Source organism: Gabonibacter chumensis, from assembly GCF_024741215.1.
In the GTDB taxonomy this organism is placed as follows: Bacteria; Bacteroidota; Bacteroidia; order Bacteroidales; family Marinifilaceae; genus Gabonibacter; species Gabonibacter massiliensis.
Genome location: NZ_JANSKB010000001.1, coordinates 1,464,214 through 1,483,912, shown reverse-complemented (window position 1 = coordinate 1,483,912; position 19,699 = coordinate 1,464,214). Strand labels below are relative to the sequence as shown.

The following is a 19,699-nucleotide window of genomic DNA, read 5'->3' as shown; positions in this document are numbered from 1 at the left end:
TACTCGTTTAAAAGGTTATGTTCAAACTAAAAGAATAATTCGGACGTACGGAAAGATTGATATTATTGGAACTTCCCGATTGAGTAGGCTCTTGTCCCTTTAATTTTTTGGAACATATCGTGAACATATTGGTTCCCGTGAAACTCAGGTAAAACGATTTTAAAGCTAATTTCTGACAAAGTTCATCGGATACGATATAGCGTAAAGAAAACGACTGTAATTTTAAATAATTCCCACTAACGACCCGAATATTAGAATTATCGTACATTTGCCATATACTCTCCGCAAATTTATAAGGTTCACTCCTCCACCAAGGAGACAACGTTTTTTGATAATCCGCATTTGCAATCAAAGCAGGTATATTGGTTATCTTTTCATCACCCGATTTTTTCCACCGATGCACAAATTCTTTCCTGACATTTTGTATCGGCTGTGGAGCAAGCGTACCTCTTCCCATCTGGTCATATAACTTCAATAACCGGACTTTGGAACCCAGGCTATAGGTCAAGTTAAAACTAAGTACAAACCCTTTATAGGAAAAAGTATTTACCAATCCGCCCTGAATAAACGGAACTCGCGTACCGGAACGCTCCATAACCGTCCGAAACACTTCGTCTTTCGTCATTTTACTGTATTTCTCCCGAATACTTACCTTATCTTCTCCCTCTCCCTCAAATTCATCCACGTTACAAAACATGGGACGTCCGTCATTAGGGTCCAATCCGGCAAATTTATACGAATAAAAAGTATTCAAGGGACGCCCGGCAATCTCTACACTACCATTCAGATAATCACTATAAGTAACCTCGTCATGCAATGACCTATCTTTGTTGCCGATTGCCTTACTGATCAATTGATTTAAAACTTGTCCGATCTGCGGATCGAACCTCCAGGTAAAATCGTTTCGGGAAAAACCGGTTTGAATCGGAATAAAATTTAAGGTCAATTCGTACCCCTGATTCCGTAAAACTCCTTTATTCACGATATAGGACGAAATACCATTGATTTCTGATATTGTTTTATTCAAAAAAGCATCATTTGTTTGCTTGTAATAATAGGAAACCGTACCCCGAAGTTTACCTTTGAAAAATGAAAAATCCAACCCGAAATTATAGGAGTTGGTTTTCTCCCATTTCAAATCCCGATTAGGGAAATATTTTATTTTCGATTCATATTTATTAAACGAACTGTTTATCCCTCCCTTCTCAAGTACCAACTGGGAAGAGACCGTTTTGATCATATTCCCCTGAATCCCCATAGAAGCACGTAAAGCCAAATCATCTATCCATGCAATGTTCTTCAACATATCCCGGCTGACATTCCAGCGTCCAGAAAAAGACCAAATCGGCAATAATTTATCATTGGCACGACTACCGAATTCATTGGATCCGTCGATCCGGGCGTTCACATTAAAAATATACCGATCGGCATAACTATAAGTAAACGTTGCAAAAGCAGATGCCAGATTTTGTAAGTCTTCCTTCAAAACACCTAAAGCCTCACGATTAGTTGCCAGCCATTCTGCATACTTCGGATATTTTTCAATATCGACTGCATTAAAGATATTTCCCCGCTCGGGCAGGTAACAACGATGCGTTTGAGCCAATCCCGTATATTTCGTTGAAGAAATTTCACCTCCCACGGAAGCCATGATCTGATGATTTTCTTCCTGATCAAGAAATGTATTAAAATCCAACTGTCCACGAACCATATAGGAATTTTTTCGGGTATCGTCTTTCTTCAACTCCCCGCCATAAGGCAACATAGAATCGTAATCTTCTGCTATTTGGCGTAACCCGGAGACATAAAAACTGTTTTCTCCATGATAGATGTCTCGATAAGAATTATCTGTAGAATAAGACAGCGTCACCCCCGCTTTTAACCACGAACAAGCCCTGTAATCAATAACGGAAGTAAGTGTTATTCCGTTCCCTCGTAAACGATCATATGTATTAGCCCGATCATTCAGAATATTAAAATCAAATGTACCCCGACTCATCGTTCTTTTATAGAAATCCAGCCCTCCATCTTCATTGTATACCGGAACGGCCCGACTCGTATTGTAGGCATAATCCAATAAACCGACATCGCCCGGAGTATACCGTCGGTCACTCACATTCCCTTGCAAAGAGAGAGAGATTTGAAAACCTTTGTAATTGGTAGTAACATTTACATTCGCCGTATAACGCTTACCCTTCTCTTGCTGCAAAACTCCTTGCTCATCCATATACCCGAGTGAAGCGTAATACCGCACCCTATCCGTTCCGCCCGAAACACTCAACGTGTGATTGTGAGAAAAAGAGTTTTGAGTTAAGACCCCGAACCAATCCGTGTTCGCATCTTCAAAACGCTTGATGGTTTTACGAAAAGTCGCAAAATCTATTTTCCCGTCAAAATAATCTTGTATAACGACTTCATAACCGACTAAAGAGGTCATACTGGGATAATTCAATCTTTTTTCAATAATTTCACGAGAAAAATCGATTCGTTCCGAAGCATTCATCATGTTGACGCCCCGATCCCGGTAATGCGGTCTTTGTGCAAAACTACCGGAAAAAGAGTAAGAGACCGAAGGAGCCCCGATCCTTCCTTTTCTTGTCGTGATCACAATCACGCCATTGGCCGCCCGGGCTCCGTATAATGCCGTAGCTGCCGCATCCTTCAATACGTCGATCTGTTCGATATCCGCAGGGTTTATTCCCGCTATCGCGTTACCGAGCAAATTCACGAAATCCAAGTCATTGATCTCGGATGGGTCGATATCTACGGGGTCGGACAAGATGATTCCGTCTAAAACCCATAACGGCTCCTGATTCCCTAATACCGTAGAGGTTCCGCGAATTCTTAACCGAGGAGTAGCTCCTACTTGCCCCGAATTTTGCATAAATACCATACCTGGTACATGACCTTCCAGCATCCGGTCTATAGAGTTCAATCCTACCGTCATAATATCATCCGCTTTGATCGTCGTCACAGCACTCGTCAAATGTCTCTTTTCAATTTTTTGATAGCCGGAATTGACAACGACTTCATCGATTTGATTTATATCCTCTTTTAACACGACATCTATCGTATCTTTTCCTACATATTTTACCTCCCGAGTTTCCATCCCCACGAAGGAAAACAATAAAACAATCTTATCCACATGAGGCAAGGTTAAAGAATACCGCCCGTCTTTATTGGTCGAAGTTCCGATTTTGTACCCCTTTACAATCACCGTCGCCCCGAACAACGGTGATTTATTCACATCCGTTACCCTTCCCGTAATCCTAATCTCCTTTTTCTGATCCGTCCGTTGCACCAACATCACCACGTCTTTCTCGAATAAAAACGTAAACGGAGTATTAGCAAAAACATCCCGCAAGACCTCACTCACGCTCTTCTCTTTTACATGCACATTGATCTTCGACATCTTTTCCAATTGATTCGTGTTGTAAATAAAACGTAATCCTGTCTGCTCGTGGATCTCGTTAAACAAACGGTAGTAGCTCACATTTCTCAAATCCAAACTCACCACCTGATCTTGTCCCACGCTATTCGCAAACGTCACGAACTGCAGAAAAACCACAAAAATGAAACACAATCTCATGATCATCCTAATTTTTTTATGCCTCTTACCGAAGACATAATACATGATTTCCTTTTTTTTCATACATTTGTAATTGAAATAGAATTAATACTGGACAGGTTCAGGCTCAATCGAACCCGTCTATTAGTTAACAGTAAGTGATGAAGAGGCTCAATTCTTCATCACTTATTTTTTGCTCACCACAACCGTTCTCCCGTTCAATGTAAACCGGGCTCCGGAAGTCTTCTCCATAAAAAAGAATAAATCGTTTATATCCGCGTATCGCCGCATGTTACAATCAAAGCGCAATTCCTTCAAACTCTCGTTCCGGAAAAACACGGCCACATCGTACCAACGCGCTAATTTCTCCATGATGGTCTCCAATCGCTCGTCTGCAAACACGATCTCCTGATTTTTCCAAGCAATATAAGGATAGATATCTGTCTGACGAATCTCGCTCTGCCCTGTTCCCGGATTCGATAGCGCTAAATCGTTCGGTTTCATTATCTGCTCGGAAGTAAAAGCATTCGCTTTTAAACCGATCGAACCCTCAACCAATACCGTCTCGATTTGTCGCGGGTTGTAAGCATTCACGTTGAATTCGGTACCGTAAACCCGTAAGGAAAAACTCCCTACCTGTACGACAAAAGGTTTATCGGTATCTTTCGTCACGCTGAAATAGGCATTTCCTTTCAATCGTACCTCCCGGTTATTTCCGGTAAAAAATACCGGATACTCAAGCTCTGACTCGGCATCCAGCCAGATCTTCGTTCCCTCGCTCAAGGTCACGAAATATTCTCCTCCACGCGGTACGATAATTTTATTATAAATCAATTCCGATTGTTTCATCTCTCCACAGGAATCATAGCATATACCCCGATCACTATCCACCTTTACCGTGGAGCCATCCCGCTCTTGTATGATTTTCCAACTTTCTTCCGTTAAATCGACTTTCACTCCTGTCGATAAAACCAAAACGGCTTGCGGATGAACAGGCCTTATTTTAGCGATTGCAATCTCGACTCGAGGCTCCCTTTGCTCTCTATTAACGAACAACACGGCTGTGACAGCAAGCAAAATGGCAACCGATGCCGCAACGCTATAATATATCCATGGATTCCTTTTTTTTCGTAAAGAAGAAAATATTTTCTCTCTCGCATGTTTTTCTCGTATATGAAGATGTTCCAAAGACCAACGTACATGCAAATAATCTTGCATCAATGCCTCGTAGGCCTCCTGATTTTCCTGTTCTTTTTCCAGCCACACCCCAACCTCCGACTCCTCATCGGCATTCAACTCCCCGTTAAAAAAGGCAATCAACCAATCCTCCGTCTCACAGTCTAATTTCGTTTTTTTCATAAATCATCGATTTTTCATTCTCTGTACAAAAAAGAGAATAAAAAAGTCTATTGATTTTTGAAAAAAATTATCCTCGGGAACAATTTTAACACTTCAAACGTCGTTTATTATCGGCCCTTTTCAGACCGAACAAGTATCTAAACAGGTGTTTTACAAGGCCATTTACAATAGATTAACAAAAAATCATGAAATCCGTCTCGTCCCATCCGCTCCCGAAGTCTACGCACGGAAGTCCCTAACAAGGTTTTCACTGTCGAAACAGATATTCCGTAACGTTCTGCCACTTCCCGGTATTTCATTCCCTCGACAAAGACACTACTCAATATCTCTTGACTACGAGGAGGTAAAAGGGCAATTTCGTCCATTACCTTAGCTATCATCATATCTTTCGAATCGTCATACTCCTCGAACATATACTGAACACGTTCCACACTTACAAAACGAGTGAAAACATCCCGTTTAATCAATCGGTTATAACAACGATTGCGTACCGCCACACGCAAAAAAGAAGGAAGAGTTTCCGGCTTTAACTTCCGACACATCTCCTCATTCCATAACATAACAAAAAATTCCTGTACTATATCCTCCGCGATTCCCAAATCATTTAAAAAGATATTAGCCCAAGATACCAAAGATTTATAGTAAGTTTCAAACAAAAGTTTTATCCCTCGCTGATCATGAAAATGCAGCAAATCACATATAATTTGATCTTTTGTTTTTTTGGGGGGGCTCACTTCTCTATCTAATTTTCAACAAAAATAGCTTTTTTTATCATACAACGCCCGTTTACATCCATTTTTGTATTAATCCATCTTGTAAATATCATATCCACATGATACATATCATTACATTATACACAAAAATCCCCCCCCAAAAAAACGATCTACCACAACAAAACAAATGCATTCAACTTTGAATGCATCACAACTAATATACAAAAGGGCTGTCTAACAATACAAAGTTATCCAGCCTTTTTTTGTATCCTGGTGCTTATATATTTTCTTTTCAATAAATTTATGCGTCCCGACCCTTTCTACAACAAGTAATTTGTAATGTTGTTCGCCAATAATGTATCGTTTTCTGGATTTTCCGTCAAAAAAGTTACATTCAGTTACGCGGGCCGCAATTTTTTGATATTACGTGCAATGGCTTTTAGGACGTGCTTCTCCCGATAACCACTTGTGATCTCACGAGAGAAGTAAATATAGTTCAGATAAGCATAAATCAATACTTTTAACATCATCCGCAGATGAAAACAGCTATCACCGCCTTCCTTTATTTATAAACTTAAATATATACCAACCCCAAAATACTATTCGTCATCCAAAAGAATCAATTCATACTCTTGACTACCGAGTCCTATTTTTTCCGCATACTCCAAGGTATGAATTCCATGTCGCGATTCCATACGTTCTATCAGATGAACGCGTCCGTGATCAGAAGAGGCATAAACCAGGTCGATGCAAGCCTTATCCAGAGCCACCGGATCGAGTGAAGCCAAAATACCGATATCGCCCATTTGAGGATCGGCAGGACTGGAATCGCAATCACAATCCACCGAAAGATTATTCATCACGTTGATATAAATAATTTTGTCCCCGCAATGATCGGCAACAGCTTTGGCCGCCTCAGCCATCGTCTCTAAAAAATCATCCTGAAGCGGATGTTCCCAATTAGTAGTACTCTTTCCTGCCGAATGAATAAGAAGTTTACCAGAAGAAGAAGCTATACCGATAGATATATTTTTAACGGCTCCGCCAAAACCGGCCATAGCATGACCTTTGAAATGTGAAAGAACCAAAGTGAAATCGTAATTCTTAAAATGCGAACCGACAATATCCTCGGTAATGTGCTTACCTCCTTTGACCGGTAAACGAATTTCACCTTCGGCATCCATAATATCAACCGGTGCGATTGCCGTAAAGCCATGATCCTCTGCTGCCTTCAAATGAGCTTCCGTCGTTGCCCGTCCTCCCCCGTAGGCCGTATTGCACTCGACAATCGTCCCGTTCACGGCTTTTATCAAATCACCAACCAATGCTGGTTTCAGATAGTTATTGCCGCCCGGTTCTCCCGTACTCAATTTAACGGCCACTTTTCCGGTTGCGGGACGATTCAACGCTTCGTAAATACGTTTAAGACTCTGCGGGGTAATCTCTTTCGTCATATATACTTTCGCCGTCTTTTTCGTTACCGCCCCCCGTCCGTCAGAATTTTCTTCTCGTAACGTCTGTCTATCCCCATTTTCCCGGGAAGAACCAAACACGGAAAAAGGCAATATAACCGCAACCATTAATGTAAATACACTTTTCTTCATATCGATCTTTTTTATTATGTTCTAAGATATTATTCTCCCTCTTTCCACCATTCGGTAAACACCTGTGTCGTATCTTTAAAATAAACTTTTTCGCCTATCATCGGCGTAAGCAAATCAATACCCTCTTGGGTAGCCGCCCGAGAGATGTTATTCAAAGGCTCATCCCACGTATGTCTACTTAGAACGAACTTGGAATGATGTACCGTAAATACCCGTCTGGCATTCAACTCTTGAATAGCTTTCACCAAATCCTCAGGCAATAGATGAATGTATCGCCAGTCGTTGTTGTATTGTCCGTTTTCCATAATAGCAAGATCTATCGGATGAAATCTCTCACCGATTTCTGCAAAATGAGTATCATATCCTCCGTCTCCGGCAATAAAAATTCGCTGTGTCGGAGTTTCTAACATAAAAGAAGCCCATAAAGTGCCATTAGGCGAAAGCCCGCGACCCGAAAAGTGGCGAGCAGGCAAACAATGCACTTGCATCCCCTCCATCGGTCTGATACTCTCTTCCCAATCCAATTCGATAATACAATCTTTATCGTATCCCCAATACTCAAAATGCTCTCCCACTCCCAATCCGCAAATCACCTTCCCCACCCGCTGTTTCATACGCTTTACCGTCTCGTAATCCAAATGATCCCAGTGATCGTGCGAAATAATGAGATAGTCCACATCAGGAATATCGTCCGGGGTATAAAGATCAGAACCCTTGAAAGGTTGAAACATAAACGATGCTGGAAAAACATGGGTTAAAACCGGATCTACTAAAAAACGGATACCGTCCGCCTGAATGAAATAGGAAGAGTGACCGAACCATATCAATACGTCTTCTTTACGATCCAATCGATGTAAATCTTGCTTCTGTACGGGAAGTGATTTTTGAGGTTTCAGCCGTTCCCGCCTATCGAAGAGGAAATTCCACATCGCAGCCAACTTTCCCCTATCCGAAGTCATCTGTTGTGTTGGGGTAAGATTCTGAAACTGTCCGTTACGATAGTTAGGTGACAGCTCTATACGCTCCAAGCGTTTCCCGTTTGGAGCCTTACCGAAACTGGGATGATTCAGTATTATCATGGTTATAATACCAAGTACTATAACAACCGATACAATAATGGTCAGCGTCATACGTATTATCCTCATCTATTATTTTATTGATCCGATACAAATATAAACGCAAAACAAAAGACAATGAGTATACCAATTACAGATATTCCTACCATTATTACAGATCAAAAATAAAAACCGAACAAAAATTTATAACGTTATTACCTATTAACTTTTTGCTTCATACCCGTCCTCTCCTTTATATAACCTTTATCAATTCGGTGATCGGTAATATTGGTATAACAATCCGTAATCCATATATCCGCGTTTCGATTTATCCGACCTAATTTTGTCATACAAAATAGCGTACGAATACAATGACAAAACAACAATACCATATTAAAGTCATCTATTTACCTATAAAATAAATTTAAACATATGAATAAAAAAATATTGGTATTATCATCAAGTCCGCGAAAAGGCGGAAATTCCGACTCGTTATGCGATGAATTAATAAAAGGAGCAAAAGAAGCAGGTCACCAGACAGAGAAGATATTTCTAACGGATAAAGTTATTCATTACTGTACGGGATGCGGTATTTGTAGCATGTACGGAAAGCCCTGTCCGCAGAAGGACGATGCAGCCGAGATTGTAGAGAAGATGATTACTGCCGACGTGATTGTCATGGCCACTCCTGTCTATTTCTATACGATGAGTGCTCAAATGAAAACAATGATTGACCGTACCTGTACTCGTTACACGGAAATCAACAACAAAGAATTCTACTTCATTGTCACGGCAGCAGACACGAATAAACAGGCAATGGAGCGTACTCTGGAAGGATTTCGAGGCTTTTTGGATTGCCTGAACGGAGCCGTCGAGAAAGGGGCTATTTACGGTACGGGAGTATGGAAAATCGGCGAAATAGAGCACAAACCTGTCTTAAAAGAAGCCTACGAAACAGGTAAAAATATTTAATGACAAATATCTCCTCAAACTAATAAATAGGACAAAAATTTTTATCAAAAGAATATAAACCTAAAATTAAAAAAATGGTCACAAAAAGTTTAATATCAATCATGATGGTTATGGCAATGTTCAGCACAAATTCAGAGGCCCAAAAAGCTTCGACAGGGAAAAAAGTATTAGTCGTCTATTTCTCTCGCGGTGGAAATACCCGGGCAATAGCGAACCATATCAAGGAGATTACGGGTGGAGACCTGTTTGAGATTCAAGTGGCAAAACCCTATCCGGCAGAATACCGCGCATGTACGGACGTCGCTAAAAAAGAAAAAGAGACCAATGCCCGCCCGGCCCTCAAAACCAAAGTCGAAAATATTGCACAGTACGACACCATTTTTATCGGTTATCCGAATTGGTGGGGAACAATGCCTATGCCTATACTGACATTTATCGAAAGCTATGATTTTTCCGGTAAGACTCTTATCCCTTTCTGCACTCACGGAGGCGGAGGCGAACAGAATTGCTTTACAGATTTCGTAAAGCATACAGACAAACACGAACGCAAAAAAGGTTTTTTAACGAACGGCGAGAAAGCAGAGGCCTCACGCAAAGAGGTAGAGAAATGGTTGCGTGAAATCGGAGTTGTAAAATAAAGTTGAAAGGACAACCCCAAAGGGGGTCGGTAGATACCTTATGCAGGCGGCAAGAGAATTTCAAAATTCATCTTCCCGCCTATTCTTATACATAAATCTGTTTCACATAAAAATCGAATCCGTAAAATTGGTATAACTCTCTGTAATCTATATACAAAACATACCCCTTCAACTCGTTAATTTTGCATTAACATCAACACGACCAATTACTTAATGAATAAAACACTAAACACGATCCAATCCCCGAATGCATGGGAATCGGGAAAAAAGAATATAAAAACAATAATCTACGGGAAAATCGGGTAAATCTATTTTCCGGTATACGAATATTTACCTTAAAAAATAAATATCATGTTACGTACTATCAGACTAACAATCGCCATCGTGAGTTTTACCCTCATATCCATGCTATTCCTCGACTTCACGGGAACAATACACACGTGGTTCGGATGGTTGGCCAAAATACAACTTCTACCCGCTTTACTGGCATGGAATGTTGGTGTGGTGGCATTTCTTATCATACTAACGTTAGTATTCGGACGCATCTATTGTTCTGTCACTTGTCCCCTCGGTATATTTCAAGATATCATCTCCTGGCTGGCCGGAAAACAAAAAAAGAATCGCTTTCACTATTCGCCCGCTTTATCCTGGCTACGATACGGCATATTATCCGTGTTTATCATGGCTTTATTCGCAAGCGTCGGCTCGTTAGTCGCCTTACTCGATCCTTACAGCGCTTACGGCCGTATCGTTTCGAATCTGTTTACACCTCTTTGGCTATGGGGAAATAACCTATTGGCTTATGGAGCCGAAAGGATAAACAGCTATACGTTTTATTCCGTTGAGGTATGGATGAAAAGCGCAATGACTTTAGGGATCGCTATCACGACTTTTGTCGTCCTCACGCTATTGGCACGGCAGAACGGTCGCAGCTATTGTAACACGATTTGTCCTATCGGCACTCTTCTCGGATTTTTCTCCCGTTACTCTATTTACAAACCTGTAATCGACACCTCCAACTGCAATCATTGCAATCTATGTGCCCGCAATTGCAAAGCATCCTGTATTAACTCCGAAAAACACGAAATAGATTACAGCCGTTGCGTAACCTGCATGGATTGCATAGGGACATGCAAACGGAATGCCATCAAATACACAAGGCCCGACACGCTTAAAACCGAAAACGGAGAGCAACGGATCAACAAAACCCGTCGTAATTTCCTTGCGGTAACGGCCCTGTTCGCTACAACCACGGCGTTAAAGGCCCAAGAGAAAAAAGTAGACGGCGGTTTAGCTGTCATTGAAGATAAAAAAATTCCCGAACGCATCACCTCCCTTACCCCTCCCGGTTCACTGAGTATACGCAATTTCAATAAACATTGTACCGCTTGTCAATTATGTGTATCGGTTTGTCCCAATCATGTATTACGTCCCTCCCATACCCTCTCTACCTTCATGCAACCCGAAATGTCCTACGAGAGAGGCTATTGTCGGCCGGAATGTGTAAAATGTTCAGAGGTCTGTCCTACCGGTGCCATTCATCCGATTACTCCCGCGGATAAATCGGCGATACAAATCGGTCATGCCGTATGGGTAAAAGAAAATTGCATTCCTCTGACTGACGGAGTTAGCTGTGGCAATTGCGCTCGCCATTGTCCGACAGAGGCGATACATATGGTCACCTCCGATCCGAACGTATCGACTTCGCCCCGGATTCCGGTAGTAAACACAGAGCACTGTATCGGCTGCGGAGCTTGCGAAAATTTATGTCCGGCCCGCCCTTTTAGTGCCATTTACGTGGAAGGACACCAGTCGCACCGAATCGTATAACCTATTAAAAATAACCTCATTTATCTAACAATTGAAACAAGTAACACGATGATCGAAAACTTAATTCACTTGCTGCATTCAGACCAATACTCCTGCGTAATCGCCAACAACGAGTCTATCCGTACTTTCAAACAACCCGGAATAGCCGATCTATACGGGCTGCTTCGTCAGGACGCTCCCTTCCTACAGGGAGCCGTCATTGCAGACAAGGTCGTAGGCAAAGCGGCAGCCACGTTGATGATATTGGGAAATACACGACGGATATACGCGGACGTTATCAGTCAACCGGCCTTAGAACTATTACAAGACACTAACATCCGGGTTGACTTCGGACAGCTTGTTCCTTTTATTAAAAACCGGACTAAAACCGGATGGTGTCCGTTGGAATCCGCCTGCTTTAAGGTAAAATCGACGCAAGACATCTTCTCCACGATACAAAACTTCATACGAAACAATAGGAAATGAACAAGAAAATAACCTATATTCTAATAGTCAACTTTTTACTATTTTTAGAATTAGATGCATACTCCCAAGAAGACAGTACCCGTTCGACTAAAAACTACACGATAGATGAAGTTGTCGTTACGGGGACGCGCAATGAAACGGATATCCGTCATCTCCCCATGAGTATATCAATAATCAAACGAAACCAGATCGAACACAGGTACGAACAATCTTTATTACCCATACTGACAGAACAAATACCGGGATTTTTCACTACAAGCCGGAGTATTATGGGATACGGCATATCCACGGGAGCCGCCGGGAGTATGAGTTTACGCGGCATCGGAGGCAACCCGACAACCGGCTTGCTGATATTAATAGACGGTCACCCGCAATACATGGGACTAATGGGTCATCCGTTAGCTGATGCCTATCAATCCATGTTAGCGGAGAAAGTGGAGGTCGTACGAGGTCCAGCATCCGTTTTGTACGGTTCAAACGCTATGGGCGGCGTCATTAACATTGTCACACGTAAACAAAAGGATAATGGTATAAAGAATCACGCAAGAGTAAGTTACGGCTCTTACAATACCCTGACAACCGAACTCTCCAATCAAATCCGGCAGGGACGTTTCAACAGCATCGTGACCGGTTCTTACAACCGGACCGACGGCCACCGTTCAGATATGGAATTTGAGCAATACGGAGGTTATGCCAAATTGGGATATGAATTAAATCGGGGTTGGAATTTATTGGCAGATATAAACCTAACCCATTATAACACGTCCAATCCCGGCACGATGACCTCTCCCGTTTTCGATAACGATTCACGGATTACCCGTGGCGTAACCTCTTTCTCTCTCGAAAATAACTACAACCATACATCGGGAGCCTTGAAATTCTATTATAATTGGGGACGCCATAGAATTAACGATGGCTATTCCCGCGAAGAAGAACCGTTGAATTACCGGTTTCATTCCACCGATAAAATGTTAGGACTCACCTGGTACCAAAGTACAACGCTATTTACCGGTAACCGAATAACCGTCGGCGCGGATTATCAACACATCGGAGGTGAAGCTTGGAATAAATTTCTGAATGGCAATCACACGGATATAGTCAACAAATCGGAAAATGAAATAGCCGGATACATGGATTTCCGTCAGTCTATCGGAAGAATCTTTACCTTCAACGCGGGGATTCGGATAGATCACCATTCCCAAAGCGGAACAGAATGGATTCCTCAAGTCGGAATAAGTATGCAATTTCAACCGAACGCCGAATTGAAAGCCTTGATGAGCAAAGGATTTCGAAATCCGACACTTCGAGAACTATACATGTTCGGTTCGAAAAATCCGGATCTCAAACCAGAACGGATCATAAGTTACGAACTTTCCTGGTCCCAACGTTTAATGAAAAATACCTTGTCGTATGGAATAAACCTTTTCCATATCAACGGCGACAATACCATTCAAACCGTAGTTATGGAAGATAAACGTCATAAAAATATCAACACCGGAAAGATTGAGAATTGGGGAATTGAAACTAATATGTCTTACCGACCGAATCGGTCCTGGAATATATCAGCCAATTACAGTTGGTTACGAATGGTACATCCTGTTATTGCAGCCCCCGAACATAAACTTTATGCCGGAGCCGACTTTACCCGGGGAAGATGGAATATATCAACGGGAATAATGTATGTCCGAGGGCTTTATACAGAAGTCAAACCTTCTAAGGCAAAAGAAAATTTTATATTGTGGAATACGCGGGGAAGTTACCGGGTCTCCCGTTTTGCAGACCTTTTCGTACGTGGAGAAAACTTGCTTGCACAAAGTTACGAGATCAACATCGGTTATCCGATGCCCGAAGCCACGTTTACGGGTGGGGTGAATATCAATTTTTAACATGACCGAATATGAAAACTACAAGCGTAAAACTTTACTCGTTACCGTACAATGAAGCAAAAACCTATTGGGTAACCATCTTATTTATAATGGGTAACGTGATTTTTCCCCGGCTATGCCATCTGTTTCCTCAAGGAGGTATCACCTGGCTTCCCATTTACTTTTTCACCCTTGTCGGGGCTTATAAATACGGTTGGAAAGTCGGATTACTTACTGCTGTTTTCTCTCCGACAATCAATTCGTTGTTCTTCGGGATGCCTCTTCCGGCAGCACTACCCGTCGTTCTGATGAAATCGGTAGGGTTAGCCGCAATTGCCGGGTGGTGTGCTCATCGTTTCAAACACATTTCGTTACCCATTCTAATCTTTGTCGTATTTTCTTACCAGTTCATCGGCATATGGGGAGAATGGCTTCTCATGAAAGACTTTTTCCGGGCAGTACAGGACTTTCGCATCGGACTACCCGGTATTGGCTTACAGGTATTCGGTGGATACCTATTTATTAAACATTTAATCAACAAATAAATAATTAACGCCATGATTACACCATTATTTATCGGAATCGGAACACAGGAAATCCTGTTTATTATCCTTGTCGTGTTACTATTTTTCGGGGGAAAGAAGATTCCCGAACTGATGAAAGGAATCGGTAAAGGAGTACGCAGTTTCAAAGAAGGAATGAACGGTATGGGTACCACAAATGAAAAAACGAAACCGGAAAAAGAAGAGGCATTGAAACCATGAACGAAACTGACGGCAATAAAAAACAGACTTTCTGGGAACATCTGGATGAACTAAGAGTTTACCTGTTGAAGATAGCGGCTGTAACCATCGGGTGCGGAATCGTAGCCTTCCTGTTTAAAGAGGAACTGTTCACCGTTATCCTGGCGCCCAAACAAGATGATTTCATCACCTACAGGATCTTTCATCTCGTTGGGAGCCGGCTGTCCCGTCCAGAGGCAAATTCAGGAATTTTTTCCGTCAAATTGATAAATACGGGATTAGCAGAGCAATTTATCATTCACGTAAAAACAGCCCTATATGTAGGCCTATTCTGCGCTTCTCCCTATATCCTGTATTCACTATTCCGTTTTGTCTCTCCCGCTTTATACACCAAAGAAAAAAAATACGCCTTACGAATGATCGGCGGTGGTTACGCTATGTTTATAACAGGCGCAGCACTAAACTACCTGCTAATCTTTCCGCTGACCTTCCGTTTCCTCGGCACCTATCAAGTGAGCACCGAGATCGAAAATATGATTTCGTTACAATCGTACATGGATACCTTATTAATGATGAACCTGATGATGGGAATTGTTTTTGAAATTCCTATTTTATGTTGGCTGCTCGCCCTGTTCGGATTTATCTCCGCTCCGTTTATGCGACACTACCGCCGGCATGCGATCGTAACTATTCTCGTCATTGCCGCTATCATCACCCCGACATCGGATGTATTCACACTCTCCCTGGTTGCCATGCCCATGTATTTACTCTATGAAATAAGCATTCTGTTTGTTAAACGCACTGTTTCAAAGAAAATTAGAACAAACAATAGCAATTGAACGACCTGCTTCTCTCCATGCATTCGTCGCAGTTAATCAATAAAAACGGCATTTAATAACTAAAAAATTAGTTGATTTGATTTTTTTTCATATATTTGCTCAAAGTACTAATAAAAAAATAGAACCTGCTAAGACCTCTGCTATGAAAATATTACTCGCTTCAATAGGAATTTTTTGTGCTCTTACGCTTACAGCCCAACATTCGGACAACAGGATCAAAAACCTGATCATAACCGGTAAATACGCAGAGGCAGCCGTTTATATTGATTCGTTATTCGACACGGGAACAGAGTCTCCCTCCCTCCTTTTTTACGCGGGCAAAACTAACGAAGGACTAATGCGTTATAGTAAAGCTTATCAATATTACAAAAAATGGTATTCCCTCGACACCGCCAATCAAGACGCCAAACTGGCCATGGCTCGATCTGCCAATCTGGCCGGACACCAAACGATCGCATTGAAGTATTATGAACAATTATCACGAGAAGATTCAATACATTTTGTCATCAATTTTTCTTTAGGACGCCTCTATCAGCAGATTTCGGATTATCCTAAAGCCATACAGGTTTACACGAAATTATTAACCGTAGATTCTGCCAACATTTCATTACTTTCCAGCCTGGGAGATTGTACGAACGGACTGAACCTTATTGCAGATGCTCTATCTTTTTACATCCGCGCCTTCGAACAAGATAAAAGTAACGGGAGAATCGCTTTGAAAGCGATCAATACGATACGCAAAGACAAAAAAGTTTGGCCCGAATGGATGGATACAATCATCGCTTTAGCAGATACGGCAGTTCGGTATAATCCGAATTACCCGCTCCTGGCACAAAGTAGGGGAATATTAAAATACTTCGATAAACGCTACAAAGAGTGTGACACGATATTTGCCAAATTAACCGAAGAAGAAAGAGTTTCTCGCGTAACTATCAAGTATTACGGATTAACTCTATTCCAACTAAAACGCTTTTCACAGGCAGAAAAATGGCTTGCCGAAGCAGATTCATTATTTCTGGATGAAGAGGGCAACCACACGGATATCGATGTTGCCCTGAGATACGGAGAAACATTAATTCAAACCGGGAATCCTTACAAAGCGCTCCAGATTTTTCGGGAAGTTGAAACGCAGCTACAACCGGACAACATGTTACTTTCCCGAATTTCAGTAATGAATGGTAATGCTTACAGCACATCCGAAGAGAATAACAGAGCCATACTCGCCTATTGGCAGGCTTATAAACTATACCCGGTAAATAAACAGGCTATCGCCAATCTGACCTATCTTTGTCAACCGAAAGATTCCAACGAGAGTATCCTTATGTCACAAGGTATACGCAGAGAAAAAATGTTGTTCACCTGTATTCTGTTCCTGAAAAATTACAATGTTAAAAGTCGGTACTCGGAAATCATGCAGGAGTACTGCAGGGAAGTTTTAAATCATGCCTTGAAAGAAGCATTTCTGAAAAACACGAAAAAACTCACGGCAAGAGATCCAGAAGGCAAAAAATACACCTATTCTTACCGTGAACTTCATCGTCTTGCCAATCCTCCCGAATCTCCGGTACCCTCGGCACCTCCGGTACCGTTAACACCAAAAGCCATGTAATATGTTTCAAATACCCACTTTTTTCCCCTTTCCGGAAATTGTCTCTATATCCAAACGTAACACATTGGTACGATGGAAAGAAGCAGCAATGTATTTCTCGGCCATCTCCACATAATCCGGGGAATACTTCTTTACGATCAAACGCAACGCATGTAAACGTTCACATTCCGGAAGCCCTTCCGAGATCATTCCGAACACTAAAGTACTTTCGTATTCCGTGGTAAACTTTTCCGGAATAACGCGTGTCTTTCCTACCACACAAAAACTTACCCGATTGTCCTTCTTCAAATTGTTTAACTTCATTCCTTCCGGAGCACAATGGAAATAGATATGTTTATCCTCCAGCACATAACTTAAAGGAAGTCCGTACCCGTAACCGTTCTCTCCGACCATAGACAAAATGCCGTATTCTCCCTTCTCCAAAAGCCGGATCGCAGTCTCCCGGTCCAATACCCGGTCTTTTCTTCGGATTGTATCGAATTTTTCTTCCATGATCCTTCCGTTTTAAACAGATTAACAAATCTAATATTTTACAATCTTTTATATGTGATTTACCGTATAAATGTTACCGAAATAAACGAAACCTTTAATATAAACTATAATAAATCTACGATGGAAAAAATGTTTTGTTTTCAATGCCAAGAAACAGCCAAAGGAAGTGGTTGTACCGTCCGCGGCGTATGCGGAAAAACGCCTGATGTCGCCAATCTCCAGGATCTCTTACTTTTTTTGTTAAAAGGAATCGCCCATTACAGGGTACAGCTACGAGCGCTGAAAGCCGTAGACCATTCCGCCGATCAATTTATCCTCGACGGACTTTTTATGACTATCACCAACGCCAATTTCGACAGGAACCGATTTATAGATAAAATAAAACGGGCACTTCTTTTGCGGGAACAATTAAAGCAAACCTTTTTGGACAAAAAAGGGAATATCCGAAACATCACGTTCGAAGGGGCTTACTGGCAGTGTAATTCCACAGAAGAAATGGAACAAAAAGCAACAACCATCGGAGTCCTATCCACCTTGAACGAAGATGTACGTGCTTTACGGGAACTTCTTATTTACGGGATGAAAGGAATCGCCGCTTACACGGAACACGCTTATAACCTGGGACAAGAAAATCAGAATATATACGAATTCATAGACCGGGGATTGGTGGCCACCACTTTGAATCTATCCACGGAACAACTTATTCAAATGGTGCTCGAATGCGGTAGAAACGGAGTAGATGCGATGGCCCTGTTGGACAAAGCAAACACGACCGCCTATGGAAACCCGGAGATTACAAAAGTCGATATCGGCGTAAGAAATAACCCCGGAATATTAATTAGCGGCCATGACTTTCGAGACTTAGAAGAGCTGCTAAAACAAACGGAAGGTTCGGGTGTCGATATCTATACCCATAGTGAAATGCTTCCAGCACACTACTATCCGGCATTCAAAAAATACAAACACTTTGCAGGTAATTACGGGAATGCCTGGTGGCGACAAGTATACGAATTCCAACATTTTAACGGTCCCATCCTGTTTACCACGAACTGCCTGGTTCCGCCGCATCCCGATGCTCGCTACACGGATCGAGTGTATACCACGGGGTCCGTGGGATTCCCCGGCTTCAAATACATTCCCCGAAACGGGAATCGACCCAAAGATTTCAGTGACATAATCGCTCATGCAAAAAAATGTTTACCGCCGGAAGCGATTGAAACAGGTTCCATCACCGGCGGATTTGCCCATCATCAGGTTATCGCTTTGGCGGACAAGATCGTAGAGGCGGTAAAGAGCGGCAAGATCCGTAAATTTGTTGTGATGTCCGGATGCGACGGCCGTATGAAAAGCAGGGAGTATTACACGGAATTCGCCCAGAAATTACCACAAGACACGGTCATACTTACTTCCGGATGCGCTAAATACCGTTACAATAAACTTCCTTTAGGAGAGATCGATGGCATCCCCCGAATTTTAGATGCCGGACAATGCAACGATAGCTATTCATGGATAAAAGTGGCCAGTAAATTAAAAGAAATATTCGGCGCAAAAAGCATCAATGACTTGCCCATCGTTTTCAACATCGCCTGGTACGAACAAAAAGCCGTCATCGTGTTGTTGGCATTGCTCTATCTCGGAATTAAAAACATACATGCAGGGCCAAGCTTACCGGCATTCTTCAGTCCCAATGTTTTAAAAGTTCTGGTAGAAAAATTCGGATTGTCGACCATATCGAACGTAGACGATGATTTAAAACAACTAATCAACCATTAAAACCAAAATAAAAGATCATCTCGTGGTCAAGGTGAGATCTGGGGCCATTCATTCCGGATTCAGACTCGCCTGACCATAATGGCTGCCTATTTTTCATATCACGAGAAAAAATTATTCCGGGACTACCAGAGCACGTAAACTTTTGACGAATCCTTCATCTTTACTCCAGAATCC

General features: G+C 41.9%; 16 protein-coding genes. 10 read left to right on the top strand and 6 right to left on the bottom strand.

The features are described 5' to 3' along the window. Window positions 1–7 precede the first annotated feature (7 nt). From NVS78_RS06345 to NVS78_RS06325, 5 genes are all read right to left on the bottom strand, one after another. On the bottom strand, window positions 8–3,652 hold the full coding sequence (locus NVS78_RS06345; protein ID WP_286358402.1) for a SusC/RagA family TonB-linked outer membrane protein: 3,645 nt from the start codon (window positions 3,650–3,652) through the stop codon (window positions 8–10). 102 nt (window positions 3,653–3,754) lie between these two features. Then, the gene (locus NVS78_RS06340) at window positions 3,755–4,927 is read right to left on the bottom strand and encodes a FecR family protein (RefSeq protein WP_286358401.1); all 1,173 of its coding nucleotides are present in this window, start codon (window positions 4,925–4,927) and stop codon (window positions 3,755–3,757) included. 137 nt (window positions 4,928–5,064) lie between these two features. Next, window positions 5,065–5,619 carry an RNA polymerase sigma factor gene (locus NVS78_RS06335; RefSeq protein ID WP_286358400.1) on the bottom strand — a complete coding sequence of 185 codons (555 nt, stop codon included), beginning with the start codon at window positions 5,617–5,619 and terminating at the stop codon, window positions 5,065–5,067. Between the two features lie 620 nt (window positions 5,620–6,239). Further along, window positions 6,240–7,244, bottom strand: coding sequence for a DUF362 domain-containing protein (locus tag NVS78_RS06330; protein ID WP_286358399.1), 1,005 nt, complete (start codon window positions 7,242–7,244; stop codon window positions 6,240–6,242). Window positions 7,245–7,273: 29 nt separating this feature from the next. Continuing rightward, on the bottom strand, window positions 7,274–8,389 hold the full coding sequence (locus NVS78_RS06325; RefSeq protein WP_286358398.1) for an MBL fold metallo-hydrolase: 1,116 nt from the start codon (window positions 8,387–8,389) through the stop codon (window positions 7,274–7,276). A gap of 342 nt (window positions 8,390–8,731) precedes the next feature. Here NVS78_RS06325 and NVS78_RS06320 point away from each other — a divergent pair, with 342 nt between their 5' ends. The 9 genes from NVS78_RS06320 to NVS78_RS06280 all read left to right on the top strand — a co-directional run bounded on the left by NVS78_RS06320 (window position 8,732) and on the right by NVS78_RS06280 (window position 17,260). After that, complete coding sequence (locus NVS78_RS06320) at window positions 8,732–9,271, top strand: flavodoxin family protein (RefSeq protein WP_286358397.1); 540 nt, start codon at window positions 8,732–8,734, stop codon at window positions 9,269–9,271. 110 nt (window positions 9,272–9,381) lie between these two features. Continuing rightward, window positions 9,382–9,909, top strand: a complete 528-nt coding sequence (locus tag NVS78_RS06315; RefSeq protein ID WP_286358396.1) for a flavodoxin — start codon at window positions 9,382–9,384, stop codon at window positions 9,907–9,909. A gap of 351 nt (window positions 9,910–10,260) precedes the next feature. Continuing rightward, a complete protein-coding gene (locus tag NVS78_RS06310) occupies window positions 10,261–11,739 on the top strand; it encodes a 4Fe-4S binding protein (protein ID WP_286358395.1) in 1,479 nt (492 codons plus the stop codon). Window positions 11,740–11,787: 48 nt separating this feature from the next. Beyond that, the gene (locus NVS78_RS06305) at window positions 11,788–12,204 is read left to right on the top strand and encodes a DUF1893 domain-containing protein (protein ID WP_286358394.1); all 417 of its coding nucleotides are present in this window, start codon (window positions 11,788–11,790) and stop codon (window positions 12,202–12,204) included. After that, window positions 12,201–14,090 (top strand): TonB-dependent receptor plug domain-containing protein, encoded by a 1,890-nt coding sequence (locus NVS78_RS06300; RefSeq protein WP_286358393.1) that lies wholly within the window; start codon window positions 12,201–12,203, stop codon window positions 14,088–14,090. Before NVS78_RS06305 ends, NVS78_RS06300 begins: the two co-directional genes overlap by 4 nt. Window positions 14,091–14,101: 11 nt before the next feature. Beyond that, on the top strand, window positions 14,102–14,614 hold the full coding sequence (locus NVS78_RS06295) for an ECF transporter S component (protein ID WP_286358392.1): 513 nt from the start codon (window positions 14,102–14,104) through the stop codon (window positions 14,612–14,614). A 12-nt stretch (window positions 14,615–14,626) separates the two neighbouring features. Next, window positions 14,627–14,833 carry a Sec-independent protein translocase subunit TatA/TatB gene (locus NVS78_RS06290; RefSeq protein ID WP_286358391.1) on the top strand — a complete coding sequence of 69 codons (207 nt, stop codon included), beginning with the start codon at window positions 14,627–14,629 and terminating at the stop codon, window positions 14,831–14,833. Continuing rightward, window positions 14,830–15,651, top strand: coding sequence for a twin-arginine translocase subunit TatC (gene tatC, locus NVS78_RS06285; RefSeq protein ID WP_286358390.1), 822 nt, complete (start codon window positions 14,830–14,832; stop codon window positions 15,649–15,651). The genes NVS78_RS06290 and tatC overlap by 4 nt, the downstream gene beginning before the upstream one ends. Before the next feature lie 142 nt (window positions 15,652–15,793). Next, entirely contained in the window at window positions 15,794–17,260 is a 1,467-nt protein-coding gene (locus NVS78_RS06280) for a tetratricopeptide repeat protein (protein ID WP_286358389.1), read from the top strand. Window positions 17,261–17,266: 6 nt separating this feature from the next. Here the strand turns inward: NVS78_RS06280 and NVS78_RS06275 are convergent, their stop codons facing one another. Beyond that, on the bottom strand, window positions 17,267–17,752 hold the full coding sequence (locus NVS78_RS06275; protein WP_286358388.1) for a pyridoxamine 5'-phosphate oxidase family protein: 486 nt from the start codon (window positions 17,750–17,752) through the stop codon (window positions 17,267–17,269). Between the two features lie 129 nt (window positions 17,753–17,881). Here NVS78_RS06275 and hcp point away from each other — a divergent pair, with 129 nt between their 5' ends. Then, window positions 17,882–19,525, top strand: a complete 1,644-nt coding sequence (gene hcp / locus NVS78_RS06270) for a hydroxylamine reductase (protein WP_286358473.1) — start codon at window positions 17,882–17,884, stop codon at window positions 19,523–19,525. Window positions 19,526–19,699: the final 174 nt, after the last annotated feature.